The organism is Streptomyces sp. NPDC042102, from assembly GCF_055582305.1.
The window spans coordinates 848,667-868,035 of the sequence record NZ_JBVJDL010000004.1 but is presented as its reverse complement, the minus strand read 5'-3'; the positions used below and the strand labels follow the sequence as shown (position 1 = coordinate 868,035).

The window sequence follows — 19,369 nt, the reverse complement described above, 5'->3', positions numbered from 1 at the left end:
TCATCCGGCCCGACATCAGTGACTGGATGGCATCGCCGCCCGGGACGTTCCGGATCTCGATTGTAGGCAGTGGGGACGAGCCCTTCTGAGACGCCTGCCCCGTAGGGCCGAGTCAGGCTGCGAGCGCGGCAGCGACCTCCGGCGGCATGGCCGGGGTCGCGAAGTCCTTGTAGTCCCAGCCACTCAGCTGCGTGGTCTCCATGGCGGTGGGTGCCAGCTGGAGAACCTCGGCCCGCCAGTCGGGGACGTCGTGCTCCTGAGCTGCCCAGTCCGCCACCAGGGCGAGGTCCCCGCTTTCGTTGGCGTGCTGAAGTACGGCTCGCTGCATGGCCTCGTCGCCGTACCGCATGGCCTCGGCAAGCATCTGCCGGTGCTGCTCCCGCTTCGCGCCCTTGACCTCGGCGAGAGCCACCCGGAACGCTGCGACGAGGACGGCCCGGTCCGCGGGGGTGGTGACTTCTCCGACAGCGGGGCCGTTGGGCACGAGTCCGCGGAGGTAGTCCAGGCGGGCCTGGCGGCGGCCGCGTACGCGTGCGAGGCCAGCTGCGATGTCCCGCACATGCGCCTCGTACAGCTCGGCCAGCTTGACCGTCTTGTGGTCGTCGGACCAGACGTTGGAGCTGCGAATCCGCTCCGCCGCGGCGGCGAACTCGGCCCGGGCCTGCCGGGCGGCGAGGTGGTCGGGGTCGTCGTTCGGGTGGGTCGCGAACGGATTCTCCGGGACGGTCATTAGGCGGCCTCTCTGCGAGTGCGGGCGAGGTGTTCGGCGTCGTCGGGGTGCCAGAGGCCGCGGCCGGCGGAGGAGACTCCCTCAGCCGCGGCCAGGCGCCGGACGTGGCGGCCGGTCACTCCGAGGCGGTCGGCAAGCTCCCCGGTGGTGATCAGGTCACGTTCCGAGGGTGCAGGGATGTCCGCTGGCGTCCGCTCCTGATGTCCGTTGGTGGACATGAGGTGGTTGAGGCCAGCTGCTCGGAGGGCGTCCAGGGCGGCGGCCACCTCGGGGCGGACCCGGCCGCCGTCGGCGCGGTGCCGGTTGGTGTGCGCGCGCAGGGCCAGCCACAAGGGGTGGCATACCTCGGCGGGCAGGAACACGCCGCCGACTGTGATGACCGCAGCGGGTGCTGGATCCTGCCCGCCGTGCACTACGCCGCTCCGCGGTCGGTGACGTTCTGCGGGCCGAGGCCGAACTGTTCCGCACGAGCCTTGGCCTCGACGTCAAGGCCTGCCCACTCGGCGGCTGTGTGGCGCCAGTCCTCGGCCACAGCCGGAACCGCCTCCGTCACCCTGGCGACGTTCGGTCCTGCTGCCGCGAGGAGGGCGGGCAGATCAGCCATCGCTCCCAGGTCGGGCGCGCCCAGCGTCACCGCGGCCGCCACCAGCTCGGCCGGCGTCACGGCGGTCACGGTGGCGTGCGGTGCCGAGAGGGTGATCGCCCGGGCGTCGCCGAGCACCCCGTATTGGGAACGCATGTAGCGGCGGCGCTCCGACACGTCGGGGTGGTCCTGGTGGAGTTCGTCCGTGATGGCTTCCACGGCCTCACCGATCGCGCGCACGCGGTCCTGTCGGGCCGCGGCCAGGTGCGCAAGGCGCGCGACGGCCTCGGCAACAGCGCGGACGGCCACGGCCACTCCGGCCGGGTCATCGCTGTCCACCAGGGCGCGGGCATCGGCGACCGCCGTGCTGGCTCGGGCCGCCCGGTCTGCGTCCAGGGCGGCGGCGAGCTTGCGCTCCGCGGCTGTGATGCGGAGGCCGACGAACTCGGCGAGCTGCTGGGCCTCGACGAGCTGCTGGGGGCTCACCTCCGGATCGCCGTCGCGGACGCGCTCGGCGAGGGCCTCCGCGAGGGCGCGGGCTTCCCTGGTCTCGGTGTGGGCCTGCTCCAGGGCAGTACGAGCCTCGTCGGGGCTCAGGGGGTCGGTGCTGAGCATTCGGGGCGTCTCCTTCGGTAGGCGTCCAGAGACGCGCTGTCGACGAGCCAGACCGGGCCGGCACGGCGAGCCCGCAGCCGGCCGGACCGGGCCAGGCGCCGTGCGTACTCGGGGCTGCACTCCAAAAGCGCGGCCGCCTGCTGCGTGGTCACCTCTACCGTGGCAGGCAGTGAGGGAGAGGTTCCGGGGACGGAACCGGCCTGCTGGTGCTGCTCGTCAGCCGTGTGCAGGGCGTACAGCAGGCGGCGGACCGTTGGGGAGACCTCGCCTCCGTCGGCCCGCACGCGGGCGGTCAGGTCCCGCATCAGCGCCCGCAGCACTTCGCCCGCCACTGCCGGGGGGACCAGAACCGCACCATCGGTGCGGACGAGGCCCCAAAGGCCGTCAGGTCGCGCCGACACCGCGCTGTCCCTGCTGCTGCTCGCGGCGCCGCTGCCGCTCGTCGAGGCGGACCAGCAGGGCGGCCGCGCGGGTGCTGCCGCGGCGGGCGGCGGCCTGCAACTGCTTGCGCTGCCTGGCCTCGGCCGCGGCCAGCTCGCGCCGGTTGCGGGTGCTGCTGGACTCGGCGGCCTCCGCGTCGCTCGCCAGCCGGGAGAGGTGCTCGGCGGCCTCGGAGACGATCCCGGACAGGGCCGGCATGAGGTCGGGGTCGTGGCGTACTGCCTCCTTCAGGAGCCGGGTGACGGCGCGGCGGAAGCGGGCGTTCGCGGCGTCGAGTTCGGCGCGGCCGGGGTAGGGGCCGGGCTTGCTGGGCGTGTTTGGCATGGGGGGGTGTCCTCTCGTACGTGTACGCGCGTGTTGTGCGCGAGGGCCGGGGAACCGGATCGGCGCGGTCAGTGGGCTCGAACTGTGTCGGGGATGCCGACGGCGCGGACGGCGTCGGGGATGGAGCTGAGCGTGCCTTCGAGGACGGGGCATCCGTCCGTGGTGGATGAGGAGGTGGGGGTTTCCGTGGTCGTCGGTGCGGGCTTCGGTTTCGCTGTTGCAGTGGCCGCAGCGGTAGATAGCGACGACGAGGGTGATGAGTTCGGCGGGGCCGGCGATGAGGAGTCCGTTTCCGAGGGGGGTCACGTTCCCCTCCCCTTAAGAGGAGGGGGGAACGTGAGACCCCCGGCCGTGAGGGCGCGTGAGGCTGTGCGTGAGGCTGTGAGCTGCGCTTTTGTGTTTTGCGTGAGGGTCCGTGAGGGTTCCATGACCCCCTTGCACCGTGAGGGTGCGTGAGGGGGTCCGTGAGGCTACGAAGCCTGTTGCGCCGGTACATAGGGCCGTCCCGGGTACCAACGCGTTGGCTCGCCGGGGCCGGTCGGCTCAACACGGATCAAGAGGCCCTGATCGACGAGCTTGTTGAGCTTGCGCCGCGCCTTCTCCCGCTGCGGGGCGGTCGGCTTGCTCGTCTCCGCGAGTGCTGCCGCGGCGTCCGTGGCGGTGAGGCCGGCTGTGCCCTTGATTCGCGCCATGTCGACGAGGTCGACGAGGTGCCGGACCGTCGTGAGGCCGGTCGGGTGGTCGTGCAGGAGCTGGAACGGGCCGACCTCGTTCATCGGCTGCTTGAGGTGCCGGAAGGACACGATGGGGTCGCCAGCCTCACCCCACAGCATGATCACGGATCCTGCTCCGGCGGTGATCCAGACGGATCCATATACGTCGGCGAGGGTGTTGGGCTCGCCGCCGTTGGTCCCGGCCTTTTTGACGTGGTGGTTCTCGATGACCTGGACGCCTTCGGCGAGCGCCTTCTGTCGGGCCCGGTTGTATCCGGCGCCGACTTCGTCGTTGGAGATGCCGATGGCGCCGTCTTTGATCGAGTCGACGAGGACGGTGTCCGCGCGGGCTTTCTCGCACATCGCGGCGAGGATTTCGGGGCGCTTGGCCAGGTCGTACGGCGGCGGCCCTTCCCAGACGACGACGTGCTCGTCGAGGTAGTCCTCGACGTCCTTGCCGAAGATCCTGTTCCCCGCTCGGCGGGCCTGCGCCGGACGGTCCATGAGGAGCATCAGCACCCGCTTCCCGGGCTGCACCGGCATGCCCAAGACGCTGTCCTGGAGGCCGATCCGGGCCCGGACGAGCTGATGCGCGATGGTCGTCTTGCCGACGCCCTGGGGGCCCGCCAGGACGAGCGATTCGCCCTCGGCCCACAGGACGTCGCCGTCGATGCCCCAGACGGCCGGGGGCGTCTTGGGGGCGCGCAGGAAGAACGAGCCGCCGGGGGTGAACGACTTCGGGAGCTCGTCGCCTTCGGCGGCGTTCTCCGCGGCTGTGTGGGCGTCGGACTCGGCCTTGACGTCCTCGGCCCACTCCGGAGTAGTCGTCATGCCGCTACCCCCGGGTCTTCCGGGTGCGGCACGGGTACCCACACCTGCAAGAACTCGGCGTCCTTGTGGCCAGCCGCGAAGTGGTCGTACGCATCCTTGCCCGTGCGGGCCTGCACGACGTAGACCGTCCGGGCAACGCCCCGCAGGCTGTCCACCACGGCTACGGCGTGCTGGCGGCCCTTCTCGTCCCGATCGGCGACCACCGTGACGTCGGCACCCTGGAGATACGCGGCGTGCTCGTTCGTCCACTTCCCGGCGCCGGCCGCGTTGCAGGTAGCGGCGAGCCCCCGCTCGACGAGCGCGTGGACGTCCTTCTCGCCCTCGGCGATCCAGATCACCTGATCCGCTTCCTTCGCGGCGAGGAGTTCGGGGAGCCGGTACGGGACGAGCGGCACCAGCCGGTTGCCTTCCTCGTCGTTCAAGGACCAGCGGCGCCCCGACCGCGCGGACGGGTCGGGGCGCCACTGGGCAAAGTCCTTGTGGTCGCACCGGGTGACCCCGTGGACCACGGCCCCGTTGGCGGCCCGGTAGAGGTACTGGGCGACGCGAGTGTGGCCGTGCCGCCCGCAGGGCAACCAGAGGTCGTCTGCGTGCCGTTCACGGGCTTCGAGGGGCTCGTCGAACAGGTCGGACTCGGTCCAGCCGATGGCGGCGAGGAAGCCGGCGTTCCCGTCGCACTTGTGGCAGTGGATGACGACGCCGCCGTTGGTCCCGCGGCGGATGGCCACGGTGTTGGGGGCGTCGCCGTCGTGGCAGAGTCCGCGGGTGCGCAGGGCTCCGCCCTGGTAGCGGGTGGGTTCGCCTCTGTCGCGGAGGATGTCAGCGAGCCGGTTGAAAGCGATCACGTGCGGGGCTCCTGCGTGTTCTGTACGACGTCCTCCGCGACAGCGAGGACATCGGCGATCCAGCGTCGGGCGGCGGTTCGTACGGCGCGCGCGGATGGCTGGTCTTCGAGTGAGGCGCGGATCGAGCCGAGGGTGAGGACCCGGCGGGCGTGTTCGGCGCGTCCGCGGACCAGCAGGGGGTCCGTGTACGGCCAGGCCCCGAGCACGCCCGAAGGCCCCGCCGGGGTGGCGGGGCGATCGGGCGTGGGGACGGTGGTCACTCGCCGGCCTCGGCGATAGCCACGAGGGCCTCGACGGCGTCGAGGTGGGCGCGCAGCTCGGCGATGCGGTCGCGGGCCTCGGCCGGGGTGAGGTCGAGGTCGAGGAACCCGACCGTCACGCCCTTCGTGCCCCAGTCGGTGAGGAGCGCGGGGAGGATCTGCTCGCCGTAGCCGTCCGTGCAGGCCGATTCGAGGGTGGCGCCGGTGTGCTCGACGTGGTCGCCGTGCTCGACGCACCACGTGTGGACCGGGCAGGCAGCCGGGGTGGCCTCCGCATCCTTGGCACGTGCTGCGGTGATGATCTCCAGCACCCGTGCGAGGACGGCCTCGGAGTCGCCGGCCTGCCGGATCTCGACGGCGACCAGGTCGAGGAAGGCGCAGTAGTTCTGCGGCTGGCCTTCCTTGGCCTTCTCGATGCCTTCGAGGACGCGGGCGCCGCGCGGGGTGATCGGTGGCGTGTTGGCGGCGGCGAGGGCCTCGACACGGCGGGCGATGCGTTCCACGGCGTCGGCAGCGAACGAGTGCTCGGTGGTCGAAATGATGGCGCGGGGCCCAGGAGCGGCGGGGTTGGTGTGGAGGGCGTCGCCGCTGTAGACGATGTCGTCGGTCTCGTCTCGGAGGGCGAGCGCGGTGGAAGCGGGCTGTGTCATCATCAGAGACATCCGTTCTCTGTGTTGAAGCCTCGGGGTCGCCTGGACAGCGATTGAGCCCCGGGGCTTCGGCCGTTTTGGGATGGATGGGAGGTCGTCTGCGCCGCGCTGGAACGCGGTCAGGCGGCCTCCAGCAGCTTCACGAGGCTGGCGGTGACGACGCGGACACGCGTGCCGAAGGTCAGCACGCGCACCGGGGCGTCGCCCCGCTTGATCTGGGCGTAGAGCTGAGCGCGGGAGCAGCCCAGCGCCTTGGCGGCCTTGGTCACTTCGCAGGTGGCGGGCCATCCGCGGACCTCATCGAGCGTGGGCAGGTCGGTCACGACCCCACTCCTGTTCTGAGATGGTCGATGAATTCGGACGTGTTGAGCGTCTCCGAACACGGCCAGCATGACACTCTCCGTCCATGGAGTCCAGTCGCTACGGTCAAACCCCCCAAGAATCTGTTCTGAATCAGAACATGATCTTCCCATGAGCTGGTGTGTGGGGTTGCCTGTGCTCGATGGCGTCTCGTACTGTGCCGTTATGGAACAAGACTGGAATGCCCTCACGACCAAGCGAGTGGGTGAGGCCATCGCCAAGGCGCGTCAGCGTCGTGGCGGGATGACCGCGCAGGCACTTGCAGACGCGACGGTGCAGGTCGGGCACGGCATCGACCGATCTGTGATCGCGAAGATCGAGAAGGGGCTGAGGCAGTCCATCAGCGTTGCGGAGTTGGCCGTGATTGCGAGGGCCCTCCGCATCCCGCCGGCGCTGTTGCTCTACCCGGTCGGCGAGGCGGATGAAGTCGAGTTCCTGCCGGGGGCCACTGCTTCCCCGTGGGAGGCCCTTCGCTGGTTCGCCGGTGAAGGCCGGATTCCCCTGGACAACCTGATTCCCCAGGGTGCCGTGGACCCGACCACAGGTCTTCCCGAGTGGTACGAGGATCCTGAAGCGGGCTGGGAAGCTGGGGCGGCGCCGGTGGCCCTGTGGCGCCGTCATTCTGACCAGATTTCCGAGTGGTTCGACGTGCCCTCCGTGGCCCGCAGGATGGGGCTCACTGAGCTGGAGGAGCGCGCAGAGCGGGCGCGTCTCCGCGGCCGTATCGAAGAAACTCTGAAGCAGACGCGCGACACCATGCGGATGCGCGGCCTGCGGCCTCCGCGGCTTCCCGAGGAACTCGCCCACCTGGACAAGTGACCCATCGGGAGGGGTGACCGTGGCTGAGATCAAGAAGATCACGCTCAAGAACGGCAAGACCCGGTACCGCACGGTCGTGGACGCGGGCTGCGACGAGACCGGCAAGCGGATTCAGCTCACCATCACCAAGGACACCAAGACCGAGGTGGCGAACGAGCGGTCCCGAATCCAGCACCAGCGCTCGGCCGGCACTCTGATCCTGCCCAGCAAGTTGACCGTCAGCGAGTGGCTCAACACGTGGCTGGAGTACAAGCGGCGCGACGTCGAAGAGACGACGATCCGCACGTACAGCCTCGCCCTCGTCCACGTGCACGAACGCCTCGGCCACATCCGGCTCCAGGAGCTGACCGAGGACCACGTGCAGGAGTTCATGGACGCCCTCGTGGCCACTGGCCGACGCCGCGGCGGAACGGCCGGCACGCGCCTCGCCGTCTCGACCGCCGAGGGCGTGCTCACCCGGCTCCGAGAGGCGCTCGGCCGCGCGGTCGTGCGCAAGCTGATCCCGGCGAGCCCGGCCCGGTACGTGAGGGTCAGCCTCGCCGACAAGAAGACCGACAAGCGTGAGCGGCCGAAGGCCAAGCCGTGGACGGTGGCCGAGGTGCAGCAGTTCATCGCGGGCATCGAGCGTGACCGTTTGTACGCGCCGCTGCTGCTCTCCCTCATGGGGCTCCGCCCTGCGGAAGTCGTCGGCCTGCGCTGGACCGACCTCGACCTGAAGTTGGCCACGCTGGAGACAGTCAACACCCGCACGATGCTCGGCAACGGCACGGTGCTGGAGAAGGACGCCAAGACCGAGGCCGGCGAGCGTGTGCTGCCGCTTCCCAGCGCCGTGCTGGACGCGTTGAAGAAGTTCCGGGCGCTTCAGGCCCGGGAGAAGCTGGCGGCTGGTGAGGGCTACACCGATTCCGGCTACGTCGTAGTCGACTGCCTCGGTGTGCCGAGGAACACCCGGCAGCTACGCGAGCACGCCTACCGGCTCATGCATGAGCTGAAGGTGCGACGGGTGCGGCTGTACGACGCGCGGCACTCCTGCCTGACCTACCTCGCGGTGTCCGGCGTGCCGGACGTCATGCTCGCTGCGTGGGCCGGCCATACGAGCGCCAGCTTCACCAAGCGGAAGTACGTGCACGTGGGCGTCGAGGATCTGCGGACCGCGGCGACCGCTTGGGACAACTTCCACGGGGGTGACCAGAAAACCCCTGTGTGAGAAATTGTGAGAAATGATCTCCAAAGAGGTCTCTCACATTGCCTCTGAGCAGGAAGAATCAGTGGGACGGTAGAATAGTGTAGGGATTCTACTTGCGCCGGGGCTGTGTGTTTACGCAGGTCCGCGCCCCGCCCCAGGTTGTGTGTTGCTACGAGTGCAAGGGCGTGTACGGCAGCAGCTCCGGACGCTTGGGGGCGAGGCCGTCCCCCGAGGAGCGGCCCGTCAGCCGTCGTCCGACCCACGGCAGCAGGTGCTCGCGGGCGAACTTCACGTCGTCGGCCCGGCGTACCGCCCAGCCGGGCGCCGTCGCCGGCGGCAGCTGTGTCCGCCAGTCCTCGGCCGCGGGCAGGCCCAGGGCCTGCCAGACGGCCTCGGCGACCCGCCGGTGGCCCTCGTCGGTCAGGTGCAGCCGGTCCACGCCCCACAGCCGGGGATCGGCGAGCACCGGAGCCCCGTACAGGTCGACGACCAGCGCGCCGTGCCGCGCCGCGAGCTCCTCGACGACTGCGAAGAGCTCCTCCATGCGCGGGCGGAACCGCTCCATGACCGGCCCGTTGCGTCCGGGGGAGCGCATCAGGACCAGCGTCTTGCAGCTGGGCGCGAGCCGCTCCACGGCCGCCTCCAGGTGAGCGCGCACCCGGCCCATGTCGACCTTGGGCCGCAGCGTGTCGTTCAGTCCGCCCACCAGGGTCACCACGTCGGCACCCATCGCCGCCGCGGCGTCCACCTGCTCGTCCACGATCTGTCCGATCAGCTTGCCGCGCACGGCGAGGTTCGCGTACCGGAAGCCCGGCTCGCGCGCCGCGAGGCGGGCGGCGAGCAGATCGGCCCAGCCCCGGTAGGAGCCGTCCGGCAGCGCGTCGGACATGCCCTCGGTGAACGAGTCGCCGATCGCGACGAAACTGGTGTAAGACGCATTCATCTCCATGGCGCCAGCGATGTTACCGCCTGGTTCCCCCGGGCGTGCAGAGCCGAGGGGAACCGGGCGGACCGCCCTAACCGGCGGCCGGCTTGCCGAACAGCTCGCGCAGCACGTCCTCCATGGTCACCAGTCCCGCCAGCGCCCCGTCCGCCCCCAGCACCGCCGCCAGGTGGGTACGGCTGCGCCGCATCGCGGTCAGGACGTCGTCCAGCGGGGTCTCGGCCCGTACCTGGGCGATCGCCCGCAGCGCCGTCAGCGGGAACGCCTCGTCGCGCGCCGGCGCGTCCAGGGCGTCCTTGACGTGCAGGTATCCGAGGATCATCCGCTGGTCGTCGACGACCGGGAAGCGTGAGAAGCCGCTCTCGGCGGACAGCCGCTCCAGCTCCTCCGGGGTGATCCCCCACTGCGCCGAGACCACCTGGCCGGAGGGCAGCACGACATCGGTGACCGGGCGGCGGCCCAGCTCCAGGGCGTCGTGCAGCCGCTCGCTGGCCCGGTCGTCGATGAGCCCGGCGTTGCTGGAGTCCCTCACGATGCGGGCCAGCTCGTCGTCCGAGAAGGTCGCGCCGACCTCGTCCTTCACCTCCACCCGCAGCAGCCGCAGCAGCGTGTTGGCGAAGGCGTTGATCGCGAAGACCACCGGCCGCAGCGCCCGCGTCAGCGTCACCAGCGGCGGGCCCAGCGCCAGCGCGGTGCGCACCGGCTCCGCCAGCGCCACGTTCTTGGGCACCATCTCGCCGAAGAGCATGTGCAGGTACGTCGCCAGGGCCAGCGCCACCACGAACGAGATGGCGTGGGTCAGCCCGCCCGGGACGCCGACCAGGTCGAAGAGCGGGGTCAGCAGATGGGCGATGGCCGGCTCGGCCACCACGCCCAGCACCAGGGTGCACAACGTGATGCCCAGCTGGGCCGTCGCCATCAGCGCCGACACGTGCTCCAGGGCCCACAGCACGCTGCGCGCGCGCCGGTCGCCCCGCTCGGCGTACGGCTCGATCTGGCTGCGCCGGACCGAGATCAGCGCGAACTCCGCGCCGACGAAGAACGCGTTGACGACCAGCGTCGCCAGACCGATCAGCAACTGGATCGCGGTCATCGCGCGTCCTCCCCGCCCATGGCCCGCGGGCCCTCCGTCGGCGCGTGCAGCAGCACCCGCGCCGCCCGGCGGCCGCTGGAATCCACCACGTCCAGGCGCCAGCCGTCCAGCTCCAGCCGGTCGCCGACGGCCGGGATCCGGCCGAGCCGGGTGGCTATCAGGCCGGCCAGGGTCTCGTACGGGCCGTCGGGTACCCGCAGCCCGATCCGCTCCAGCTGGTCGGTACGGGCCGCGCCGTCGGCCGAGTAGAGCAGCCGGCCGTGGGCGTCCGTACCGGCCTGGGCCAGGTCGGGGGTCTCGTGCGGGTCGTGCTCGTCGCGGACCTCGCCGACGACCTCCTCGACGATGTCCTCCAGGGTGACCACGCCCGCCGTGCCGCCGTACTCGTCGACGATCACGGCCATCGTGCGGCGGCCCGAGAGACGGTCCAGCAGCCGGTCCACGGTCAGCGACTCGGGCGCCAGCAGCGGCTCGCGCAGCAGCCGCGCGACCGGGTGGCGGTGGCGCTCCCCGGCGGGCAGCGCCAGCACGTCCTTGATGTGGACGATGCCGACGACGTTGTCCAGGGTGCCCCGGTAGACCGGGAAGCGGGACAGGCCGGTGGCCATGGTCGCGTTCGCGACGTCCTCGGCGGTCGTGTTCACCTCCAGGGCGGTGACCTGGACGCGCGGGGTCATCACGTTCTCCGCGGTCAGGTCCGCCAGGTTCAGGGTCCGCACGAACAGCTCCGCGGTGTCCTTCTCCAGCGCGCCCTCCCGGGCGGAGTGCCGGGCCAGCGCCACCAGCTCCTGCGGCGTCCGGGCGGACGCCAGCTCCTCGGCCGGCTCCAGCCCGAGCCGGCGGACCATGTGGTTCGCGGTGGTGTTGAGGTGCGAGATCAGCGGCCCGAAGGCACGGCTGAAGACCCGCTGCATGGTGGCGACGCGCTTGGCGATCGCCAGCGGCGAGGAGATCGCCCAGTTCTTGGGCACGAGCTCGCCCACGACCATCAGGACGACGGTCGACAGGGCCGTGCCGAGGACCAGCGCGGTGGAGGAGGCCGCGGCCTGCGACAGCCCCATCGCCTGGAACGGCCCCTGGAGCAGGGCGGCGATCGAGGGCTTGGAGATCATGCCGATGACGAGGCCGGTCACCGTGATGCCGAGCTGGGCGCCGGAGAGCTGGAACGTCAGGGTCCGCACGGCGGCCAGGGCGCTCTCGGCGCCCCGCTCGCCCCGTTCGACGGCCCGTTCGAGTTCGCTGCGCTCGACCGTGGTCAGCGAGAACTCGGCCGCGACGAAGACTCCGCAGACAAGGCAGAGCAGCAGCGCCACGAGCAGCAGAAGCACTTCGGTCATCGGTTCACCTCCGTCCCATGATCAGCCAGGAGGAGGGGTGTCGCGCGATGTCGGGTACTGGGAGGCTCGCCCATGGGCGGACGCTCACACCTTCCGTTCGAGGAGATCTGTTGTCCACATGGTAAAGGATGGGCAAAGCGCGCCGGGGGCGGGGGCGCTCCGGGGCCCTCGCCGGACACCGTCCCGCCTGGCGAAACACGGTGGTGGCGGCGCGCCCCGGCGTGCTTGGCTGCCGATCATGACTGACCTCACCATCAGGACCGCCGTGCCGTCCGACGCCGCGGGCGTCCTCGCCTTCTGGAAGGAGGCGGCCGAGGGCACGTCCATCACGGACGACGCCGCCGGGGTGACCGGACTTGTCGAGCGCGACCCCGAGGCCCTGATCCTCGCCGAGGCCGACGGGCTGCTGGTCGGCTCCGTCATCGCCGGCTACGACGGCTGGCGCTGCTCCCTCTACCGTCTGGCGGTGCTCCCCTCCCACCGGCGCCGCGGGATCGCCACCGCCCTGCTCGACGCCGCCGAACGCCGCTTCGTGGCGGCCGGCGGCCGACGCGGCGACGCGATGGTGCTGGAGGCCAACGAACGGGCCCACCACGCCTGGACCGCGGCCGGATACCACCGCGAGGACCGCTGGCGCCGCTGGGTCAAGCCCTTCCCCGCCGCCGGGACCACGCCCGGCTGAGGAGCCCCTGGCACGGAGGCCGGTGGCACGGGGACTCCGACGAGGCCACCGGCCTGCGCCCGCCGGAGCTGCCGCGGGGCAGCCTCCTGTACGGGGGGACTCGGCCGAAGGCGACCGGTTCCTGTGGAGCGACACGGGTCGCGCGCGGCCCCTACCGGAGGGCGCCGCCTGACACCGCCGGACAGGCCCTAGTCGTACGAGCGCCGGGCCGTGCCGAGCACGCAGTACGAGGTGGGCAGCGCCGGGCCGCGCTCGGGTACCCGGACGCCGCGCTGCGCCACGATCCGGAAGCCGGCCGCCTCGATCGCGGCGAGCGCGTCCCGCGAGACGTGGCAGCCGCCGAACAGCCGCGGCCACACCGTCCGGTCCAGCCCCCGCTGCACGGCGGCCATCCCGGGCCCCGGCGCCAGCCCGTGCTCGAAGAAGCGCAGTTCACCGCCGGGCCGCAGCACCCGGTGCAGCTCCGCGAGGGACCGCGGCAGATCCCGCACGGTGCACAGCACCAGGGAGGCCACGGCCGCGTCGAACGCCTCGCTCTTGACCGGCAGGGCCTCGGCCGCCCCCGGTACGACGTCCACCGGGACCTCGGCGCGCAGCGCCGCGTCGGCCGCGAGCCGGCGCAGGGTGCGCTCCGGCTCCACGGCGACCACTTCCGAGACGGCGCGGGGGTAGTGGCTGAAGTTCAGCCCGTTGCCCGCGCCGATCTCGATGACGCGGCCCGACAGCCCGTCCAGCAGCTCCCGCCGTAGCCCGGCCACTCCGCCCCGCAGGTCTGCCTGCACACTCATCCGGGCGTAGAAGCGGGCGAAGACGGGGTGGTGCACGGCGTCCTGGTGCAACGGCCGTGGGGAGCGCAGGGGCATGACGGACCTCCTCAAAGCGGACGTACCACACCCCCAGTCTTCCCCCGCGGGGCCGCCTAGAGAACCCCGTCCGCCTCGTCGTGGAACGTCTCGGGCCAGTAGCGCCAGTCGTCCTCCTCGCCCGTGTCCCGGCACGCGACCGGGTCCACGGACGCCAGCACCGCCACCATGGCGCCCGCCAGCTCCTCGTGCAGTTCCTCGGAGAAGGCGTGCTCCTCGTCGAGCGCGCGCTCGCGGTCGTGGAGCCACAGGGTGAACGCCAGCGTGGATATGTCGGCGTTGAGCGGCCGCAGCCGTTCCTCCGCGTAGTACCAGGCGTAGATCTCGCCGGTGCCGCCGTCCACGTACACCGCGATGTCGTCGACCAGCGAGCCCAGCGAGAACAGCCGCGCGGGGTCGACGCCGGCCCCCTCCACCCCGTCCTCCTCGGCGAGGGCGGTGAACAGGTCCTCCGGCCCGTCCAGCCCGAACATCAGCGCGTCCTCGGGCAGGCCCACCTCGGTCAGGAACCGGCGGGTCGGCTCGTGCCGCAGCCCGTCCGGCAGCTCCGACCCGTCGAGCCGCACGACCTCGTCGGCGCCGAACGCCTCCTCCAGCAGGCCCGCGGGCAGGTCGAGCAGCAGGCCCCGGCCCGGGCCGGCGACCAGGGCCAGCGGCCGGATCACCGAGGTGATCCGCCAGTACGCCGGCACCGCCGTCCCGCCGTCGGCACCGGAGCCGCCACTGGCACCGCTACCGCCACCGGCACCGGCAGCGGAGGCGTCGCCCCAGTTCTCCGCGGCGAGCAGCGCGCGGAAACGCTCCGACGCCTCCGCGACCGCCGGGGTGCCGGGGAGTGCGGCGACGTCGGCGAACCGGCCCCGCAACGAGGTGAGTTCCTCGCGGGCGGCCACCAGGCGCTCGAAGGTCCGCGCCGAGGGCGCGAGCGGGAACAGGTCGGCGGGCTCCGGACTGTCCTCGTAGACGGAGAGTCCGAAGACCCGGCCGGTGGCCGGGTCGTGGACGACGCGCGGCGCGTCCTCGTCCGCGGGATCGAGACTGCCCCACTCGACCAGGTCTGCCATCTGCACCATGTCCGTTGCCCCCTCCAGCGGTTGGTGTCGCTCTGATCACCAACCATACGAGAGGGCTCCGACACCTCGTCCGCCAGGACCGCCTCGTCACGCCCAGCGGGTCATGAACTCCCCCGCGGACCAGGTGCCGTGGAGCTCCGGGGCCAGCCAGCCGGGCGCGGCCGCGCGGAACGCGGCCGGGTCCAGGGCGCCCGAGCCCTGCGGCACCGCACCGAGCAGCCGGGCGCCGGACACCGACGGCAGGTCGGCGAGGTTGCAGCGGGAGGCCAGGTCGGGCTCCGCCGGCCAGCTCCCGACGACCAGGCCCAGCAGGTCCAGCCGGCGGGCCCGCAGGGCCTCGGCGGTCAGGGCCGCGGAGTTGAGCGTGCCCAGCCCCGCCGGGGCCACGACCAGCACCGGCGCGGCCAGCAGCCGTGCGGCGTCGGCGAGCGTGTGACCCGCCGCGTCGAAGCGGACGAGCAGCCCGCCCGCGCCCTCGACCAGGACCAGGTCGTGCTCGGCGGCGAGCTTCTCCGCCGCCGTGGCGATCTCGGCCGGCGCGAGCGTCGCCAGCCCGGCCCGGCGCGCCGCCGTGTCCGGGGCCAACGGCTCCGGATAGCGCACCAGTTCCGCGGCGGTCACGCCCGGGCCCGCGAGCCGGACCACCTCCGCCGCGTCCCCGGCCTCGTCCGGCCCGACCCCGGTCTGGGCGGGCTTGAGCACCGCCACCGACCGGCCGGCGGCCAGCGCGGCCGCCGCGATCGCCGACGTGACGACGGTCTTCCCGATTTCCGTGCCCGTACCGGACACGACCACGACACCCATCTCAGCCCTCCCGCGCCGCCGCGACCACCGCTCGGCAGATACGTGACAGGTCACCGTCCGACGTCACGTACGGCGGCATCGTGTAGATCAAGTCCCGGAACGGGCGCACCCACACGCCCTCCGTCACCGCCGCCCGGGTCGCCGCCGCCATGTCGACCGGGTGGTCCAGCTGCACCACTCCGATCGCGCCCAGCACCCGGACCTCCCGGACCCCCGGCAGGTCGGCCGCCGGGGCCAGCCCCTCCCGCAGCCCCGCCTCGATCCGCTTGACCTCCCGCGCCCAGTCCTGGCCCAGCAGCAGGTCCAGCGAGGCCAGCGCGACCGAGGACGCCAGCGGATTGCCCATGAACGTCGGCCCGTGCGCGAGCACCGGCACCGTGCCCCGGCTGATCCCGTCCGCCACCCGCGCCGTGCACACGGTGGCCGCCATCGACAGGTAGCCGCCGGTCAGCGCCTTGCCGACGCACATCACGTCCGGGGTGATCCCCGCGTGGTCGGCGGCGAACAGCGCGCCCGTGCGCCCGAACCCGGTCGCGATCTCGTCGAGCACCAGCAGCACGTCGTACTCGTCGCACAGCTCCCGCAGCACCCGCAGGTAGCCGGGGGAGTGGAAGCGCATGCCGCCGGCGCCCTGCACCACCGGCTCGACGATCACCGCGGCGAGCTCGTCCGCGTGCGCCGCGATCAGCTCGCGCAGATGGGACACGTACGCCGGGTCGACGGGCGCGTCGAAGCCGCCGGGCGGGGCGGCCGCGAACACCTGCCGCGGCAGCGCGCCCGACCACAGCTCGTGCATCCCGCCCTCGGGGTCGCACACGGCCATCGGCTGCCAGGTGTCGCCGTGGTAGCCGCCGCGCCAGGTCAGCAGCCGGGTCTTGCCCTCCCGGCCCACCGAACGCCAGTGCTGGAGGCACATCTTGATGGCGACCTCGACCGCGACCGAGCCGGAGTCGCACAGGAACACGTGCTCCAGACCGGCCGGGGTGATCTCCACCAGCCTGGCGGCGAGCCGGACGGCGGGCTCATGGGTGAGCCCGCCGAACATCACGTGCGACATCCTGCCCAGCTGGTCCTGCACGGCCTCGTTGAGCACCGGATGGTTGTAGCCGTGGATGGCCGACCACCAGGAGGACATGCCGTCGACCAGTTCGTCCTGCCCGTGCGCCGGCCGCGCCAGCTTCAGCCGTACCCCGGAGGCGGAGGCGACGATCAGTGGCTCCTGCCGCCCGGGCATCGGGCCGTACGGGTGCCACACGTGCCGCCGGTCCAGCTCCAGCAGCGCGTCCGCGTCCAGCGGGACGCCCGTACCGAGCGGGACCGTACCGAGCGGAACGCCCGTGCCCGGTGCCGCGTCCGCGTCGGACACCGGATCAGGCATTGGGCGCCAGATCCGTGCCCGCGCCCCGGCGCCGTACGGCCACCAGCTCCGGCCGTACGTCGCCCGGCTCGGCCTGGCCACCCGCCGGCGCCGCCGCCGCTGCCGGCACGGCCGCCGGCTGCGCCGCGGCCTCCGCGTGACCGCCACAGCCGCCGCACCCGGAACCGCAGCCCGCCCCGGCGCCCGCGTCAGCGGCCGCACCCGCGCCGGAACCGCACAGCGAGGCACCGCCGCCGTGCGAGCCGCAGCCGCCGCCCGCCGCCACCTCGGAGCGGTGCGCCGGCAGCGTCGTCGTCCCGGCGCCCTCCACCTCGAAACCGGCGTCCGCGATCATGTCCAGGTCGGCCTGGCCGGCCTGGCCCTCACTGGTGAGGTAGTCGCCGAGGAAGATGGAGTTGGCGATGTGCAGCGCGAGCGGCTGCATCGAGCGCAGGTGCACCTCGCGCCCGCCGGCGATCCGGACCTCGACGTCGGGGCAGACGAACCGGACCATCGCCAGGATCCGCAGGCAGCGCTGCGGGGTGAGGTGCCACTCCTTGGCCAGCGGGGTGCCCTCGAAGGGGATCAGGAAGTTGACCGGCACCGAGTCCGAGTCCAGCTCGCGCAGCGCGTAGACGACGTCGACGAGGTTCTCGTCGCTCTCGCCCATGCCCGCGATCAGGCCCGAGCAGGCCGACAGGCCCGCCGCGTGCGCCTTCTGCACGGTGTCGACGCGGTCCGCGTACGTGTGGGTCTTGGTGATCTGCCCGTACGTCGCCTCGGAGGTGTTGAGGTTGTGGTTGTAGGCGTCGGCGCCGGCGTCCTTCAGCCGCTCCGCCTGGCCGTCCGAGAGCAGGCCCAGGCAGGCGCAGACCTCGATGCCCTCGTTCTGCTCCTTGATCGCCTCGATGGTCCTGCCGACGCGCTCCACGTCCCGGTCCGTCGGCCCGCGGCCGCTGGCCACCAGGCACACCCGCTTCGCGCCACCCGCGACACCGGCCGCGGCGGCCTGGGAGGCCTCGTCGGGCTTCAGCCACGTGTACTTGAGGATCTCCGCCTTCGACCCCAGCCGCTGGGAGCAGTACCCGCAGTCCTCCGGGCACAGCCCCGACTTCAGGTTGACCAGGTAGTTCAGCTTGACCCGGCGCCCGAACCACTGGCGGCGCACCTTGCCGGCCGCGGCCACCACGTCGAGCAGTTCGTCGTCGGAGGTCGCCAGTACGGCGAGCGCCTCTTCGCGGGTCGGCAGCTCACGCCGCAGCCCCTTGTCCACCAGGGTGTTCAGCAGGTCCATGGAGGCGATCCTGTCCCACACCCCCACTCCCGGCCAAGGAGAGATCGCACAACATGGCCGGAACGGAGTGTGTGTATCACCACACCTATCACGCGGGTCCCTGCCGCTAGGGTCGGAGAACGTCTGTGGACAGCCGACAAAATCGCGAGGACGCCCGATGCCCCAGCCCGAACCGGCCGATGTGTTCGCCTGGATCGACGAGGAGGCCCGGGCCCGCGAGGCGGCCGGACTCGTCCGCACCCTGCGCCCGCGCCCGGCCGGGTCCCCGCTGCTGGACCTCGCCAGCAACGACTACCTGGGGCTGTCCCGCCACCCCGAGACCGTCCGGGGCGCCCGCGAGGCCGCCGAGCGCTGGGGCGCCGGAGCCACCGGATCGCGCCTGGTCACCGGCACCACCGAGTTGCACGCGGAGCTGGAGCGCGAGCTCGCCGCCTTCTGCGGCTTCGAGGCCGCGCTGGTCCTCGCCTCCGGGTACGCCGCCAACCTCGCCGCCGTCACCGCGCTCGGCGGCCGCGGCACCCTGGTCGTCTCCGACGCCGGCAACCACGCCTCGATCGTCGACGGCTGCCGGCTCGCGCGCGCCGAGACGGCCGTGGTCCCGCACTCCGACCCCGACACCGCCCGCAAGACGCTCGCCGCGCACGACGGCCGGGCCCTGCTGGTCACCGACTCGGTCTTCTCCGTCGATGGGGACGCCGCCCCGCTCGCCGCGTACGCCGACGCCTGCCGCGCCCACGGCGCGGCGCTGGTCGTGGACGACGCGCACGGCCTCGGCGTGCTCGGCGAGGGCGGCCGGGGTGCGCTGCACGCCGCCGGGCTCGCGGGCGCGCCGGACGTGGTCGCCACGCTGACCCTCTCGAAGTCCCTGGGCAGCCAGGGCGGTGCGGTGCTCGGCCCGGCCAAGGTGATCCGGCACCTGGTCAACACCGCGCGGACCTTCATCTTCGACACCGGACTGGCCCCGGCGGCCGCGGGGGCGGCCCTGGCGGCCCTGCGCCTGCTGGCCCGGGAACCGCAGCGCGCGGGCCGGGCGCGCGAGGTGGCCGGCGAACTGTACGGGCGGCTGACCGCGGCCGGCCTGACCGCGGCCAGGCCGGACGCGGCCGTGGTGTCGGTACGGGCCCCGTCACCGTCGGCGGCACTGCGCTGGGCCGCCGACTGCCGTGAGGCGGGGCTGTCCGTGGGGTGCTTCCGGCCGCCGTCCGTGCCGGACGGCATCTCCCGGCTGCGGCTGACCGCGCGGGCCGATCTCACGGGGGACGAGATCGGGCGGGCGGCCCGGACCATCCTCGCCACCGCCCCGGCGGGGGCCACGGACCGCTGAAGCGGAACCTAAGCGGAATCCTGCGGGGAGTCCGTCCGTACGTACGCGAGGAAGCCGTCCCAGGCCGGGCTGGTGAACAGCACGGCCGGGCCGTCCGTCCGCTTGGAGTCGCGGACGGCGAGCAGGCCGCCGGACAGGGCGGCCGCCTCCACGCAGTTGTTCATACCGGTGCTGCGGCTGCTGCGCCGCCACCGGGTCGCGCTGTTCAGAAGTCCGCTGGAGAGAGGGGGTGATGCGGACAC

At 72.5% G+C, this 19,369-nt stretch carries 23 protein-coding genes; 4 read left to right on the top strand and 19 right to left on the bottom strand.

The window, feature by feature from the left end:
* Nucleotides 1–112 precede the first annotated feature (112 nt).
* The 10 genes from ACZ6KO_RS21955 to ACZ6KO_RS21910 form a co-directional block, all read right to left on the bottom strand.
* Nucleotides 113–730: a hypothetical protein gene (locus ACZ6KO_RS21955; RefSeq protein WP_469305667.1), complete on the bottom strand. Its 618-nt coding sequence runs from the start codon at nt 728–730 to the stop codon at nt 113–115.
* The gene (locus tag ACZ6KO_RS21950) at nt 730–1,092 is read right to left on the bottom strand and encodes a hypothetical protein (protein ID WP_469305666.1); all 363 of its coding nucleotides are present in this window, start codon (nt 1,090–1,092) and stop codon (nt 730–732) included. Before ACZ6KO_RS21950 ends, ACZ6KO_RS21955 begins: the two co-directional genes overlap by 1 nt.
* 50 nt (nt 1,093–1,142) lie before the next feature.
* Nucleotides 1,143–1,928 carry a hypothetical protein gene (locus tag ACZ6KO_RS21945; protein WP_469305665.1) on the bottom strand — a complete coding sequence of 262 codons (786 nt, stop codon included), beginning with the start codon at nt 1,926–1,928 and terminating at the stop codon, nt 1,143–1,145.
* Nucleotides 1,907–2,233, bottom strand: coding sequence for a helix-turn-helix domain-containing protein (locus ACZ6KO_RS21940; RefSeq protein WP_469305729.1), 327 nt, complete (start codon nt 2,231–2,233; stop codon nt 1,907–1,909). Before ACZ6KO_RS21940 ends, ACZ6KO_RS21945 begins: the two co-directional genes overlap by 22 nt.
* A gap of 79 nt (nt 2,234–2,312) precedes the next feature.
* Complete coding sequence (locus ACZ6KO_RS21935) at nt 2,313–2,693, bottom strand: hypothetical protein (RefSeq protein WP_469305664.1); 381 nt, start codon at nt 2,691–2,693, stop codon at nt 2,313–2,315.
* Nucleotides 2,694–3,163: 470 nt separating this feature from the next.
* A complete protein-coding gene (locus ACZ6KO_RS21930; RefSeq protein WP_469305663.1) occupies nt 3,164–4,237 on the bottom strand; it encodes an AAA family ATPase in 1,074 nt (357 codons plus the stop codon).
* A complete protein-coding gene (locus ACZ6KO_RS21925) occupies nt 4,234–5,082 on the bottom strand; it encodes a toprim domain-containing protein (RefSeq protein WP_469305662.1) in 849 nt (282 codons plus the stop codon). Before ACZ6KO_RS21925 ends, ACZ6KO_RS21930 begins: the two co-directional genes overlap by 4 nt.
* A complete protein-coding gene (locus ACZ6KO_RS21920; protein ID WP_469305661.1) occupies nt 5,079–5,342 on the bottom strand; it encodes a hypothetical protein in 264 nt (87 codons plus the stop codon). The genes ACZ6KO_RS21925 and ACZ6KO_RS21920 overlap by 4 nt, the downstream gene beginning before the upstream one ends.
* On the bottom strand, nt 5,339–5,992 hold the full coding sequence (locus ACZ6KO_RS21915; RefSeq protein ID WP_469305660.1) for a hypothetical protein: 654 nt from the start codon (nt 5,990–5,992) through the stop codon (nt 5,339–5,341). The genes ACZ6KO_RS21920 and ACZ6KO_RS21915 overlap by 4 nt, the downstream gene beginning before the upstream one ends.
* 119 nt (nt 5,993–6,111) lie before the next feature.
* Nucleotides 6,112–6,315: a DNA-binding protein gene (locus ACZ6KO_RS21910; protein ID WP_469305659.1), complete on the bottom strand. Its 204-nt coding sequence runs from the start codon at nt 6,313–6,315 to the stop codon at nt 6,112–6,114.
* A 202-nt stretch (nt 6,316–6,517) separates the two neighbouring features.
* Here ACZ6KO_RS21910 and ACZ6KO_RS21905 point away from each other — a divergent pair, with 202 nt between their 5' ends.
* Both ACZ6KO_RS21905 and ACZ6KO_RS21900 read left to right on the top strand, forming a co-directional pair.
* Nucleotides 6,518–7,171 carry a helix-turn-helix domain-containing protein gene (locus ACZ6KO_RS21905; protein ID WP_469305658.1) on the top strand — a complete coding sequence of 218 codons (654 nt, stop codon included), beginning with the start codon at nt 6,518–6,520 and terminating at the stop codon, nt 7,169–7,171.
* Between the two features lie 19 nt (nt 7,172–7,190).
* A complete protein-coding gene (locus ACZ6KO_RS21900) occupies nt 7,191–8,378 on the top strand; it encodes a site-specific integrase (RefSeq protein ID WP_469305657.1) in 1,188 nt (395 codons plus the stop codon).
* A 148-nt stretch (nt 8,379–8,526) separates the two neighbouring features.
* On the opposite strand, the gene ACZ6KO_RS21895 is transcribed toward ACZ6KO_RS21900, so the two are convergent.
* The 3 genes from ACZ6KO_RS21895 to ACZ6KO_RS21885 form a co-directional block, all read right to left on the bottom strand.
* Nucleotides 8,527–9,306, bottom strand: a complete 780-nt coding sequence (locus tag ACZ6KO_RS21895) for an SGNH/GDSL hydrolase family protein (RefSeq protein WP_469305656.1) — start codon at nt 9,304–9,306, stop codon at nt 8,527–8,529.
* A gap of 67 nt (nt 9,307–9,373) precedes the next feature.
* Complete coding sequence (locus ACZ6KO_RS21890; protein ID WP_469305655.1) at nt 9,374–10,393, bottom strand: hemolysin family protein; 1,020 nt, start codon at nt 10,391–10,393, stop codon at nt 9,374–9,376.
* Nucleotides 10,390–11,730, bottom strand: coding sequence for a hemolysin family protein (locus ACZ6KO_RS21885; RefSeq protein WP_469305654.1), 1,341 nt, complete (start codon nt 11,728–11,730; stop codon nt 10,390–10,392). Before ACZ6KO_RS21885 ends, ACZ6KO_RS21890 begins: the two co-directional genes overlap by 4 nt.
* 238 nt (nt 11,731–11,968) lie before the next feature.
* On the opposite strand from ACZ6KO_RS21885, the gene ACZ6KO_RS21880 reads away from it, so the two are divergent.
* Nucleotides 11,969–12,412 carry a GNAT family N-acetyltransferase gene (locus tag ACZ6KO_RS21880; protein WP_469305653.1) on the top strand — a complete coding sequence of 148 codons (444 nt, stop codon included), beginning with the start codon at nt 11,969–11,971 and terminating at the stop codon, nt 12,410–12,412.
* Nucleotides 12,413–12,600: 188 nt separating this feature from the next.
* Here ACZ6KO_RS21880 and ACZ6KO_RS21875 read toward each other — a convergent pair whose 3' ends face one another.
* The 5 genes from ACZ6KO_RS21875 to bioB all read right to left on the bottom strand — a co-directional run bounded on the left by ACZ6KO_RS21875 (nt 12,601) and on the right by bioB (nt 17,803).
* Entirely contained in the window at nt 12,601–13,275 is a 675-nt protein-coding gene (locus ACZ6KO_RS21875) for a class I SAM-dependent methyltransferase (protein ID WP_469305652.1), read from the bottom strand.
* A 56-nt stretch (nt 13,276–13,331) separates the two neighbouring features.
* The gene (locus ACZ6KO_RS21870; RefSeq protein ID WP_469305651.1) at nt 13,332–14,348 is read right to left on the bottom strand and encodes an SUKH-4 family immunity protein; all 1,017 of its coding nucleotides are present in this window, start codon (nt 14,346–14,348) and stop codon (nt 13,332–13,334) included.
* An 87-nt stretch (nt 14,349–14,435) separates the two neighbouring features.
* The gene (gene bioD / locus ACZ6KO_RS21865) at nt 14,436–15,152 is read right to left on the bottom strand and encodes a dethiobiotin synthase (protein ID WP_469305650.1); all 717 of its coding nucleotides are present in this window, start codon (nt 15,150–15,152) and stop codon (nt 14,436–14,438) included.
* A 1-nt stretch (nt 15,153) separates the two neighbouring features.
* The gene (locus tag ACZ6KO_RS21860) at nt 15,154–16,530 is read right to left on the bottom strand and encodes an adenosylmethionine--8-amino-7-oxononanoate transaminase (protein ID WP_469305649.1); all 1,377 of its coding nucleotides are present in this window, start codon (nt 16,528–16,530) and stop codon (nt 15,154–15,156) included.
* Nucleotides 16,523–17,803, bottom strand: a complete 1,281-nt coding sequence (bioB, locus tag ACZ6KO_RS21855) for a biotin synthase BioB (RefSeq protein ID WP_469305648.1) — start codon at nt 17,801–17,803, stop codon at nt 16,523–16,525. The genes ACZ6KO_RS21860 and bioB overlap by 8 nt, the downstream gene beginning before the upstream one ends.
* A gap of 157 nt (nt 17,804–17,960) precedes the next feature.
* On the opposite strand from bioB, the gene ACZ6KO_RS21850 reads away from it, so the two are divergent.
* Entirely contained in the window at nt 17,961–19,127 is a 1,167-nt protein-coding gene (locus ACZ6KO_RS21850; RefSeq protein WP_469305647.1) for an 8-amino-7-oxononanoate synthase, read from the top strand.
* 8 nt (nt 19,128–19,135) lie between these two features.
* On the opposite strand, the gene ACZ6KO_RS21845 is transcribed toward ACZ6KO_RS21850, so the two are convergent.
* A complete protein-coding gene (locus ACZ6KO_RS21845) occupies nt 19,136–19,369 on the bottom strand; it encodes a DUF397 domain-containing protein (RefSeq protein ID WP_469305646.1) in 234 nt (77 codons plus the stop codon).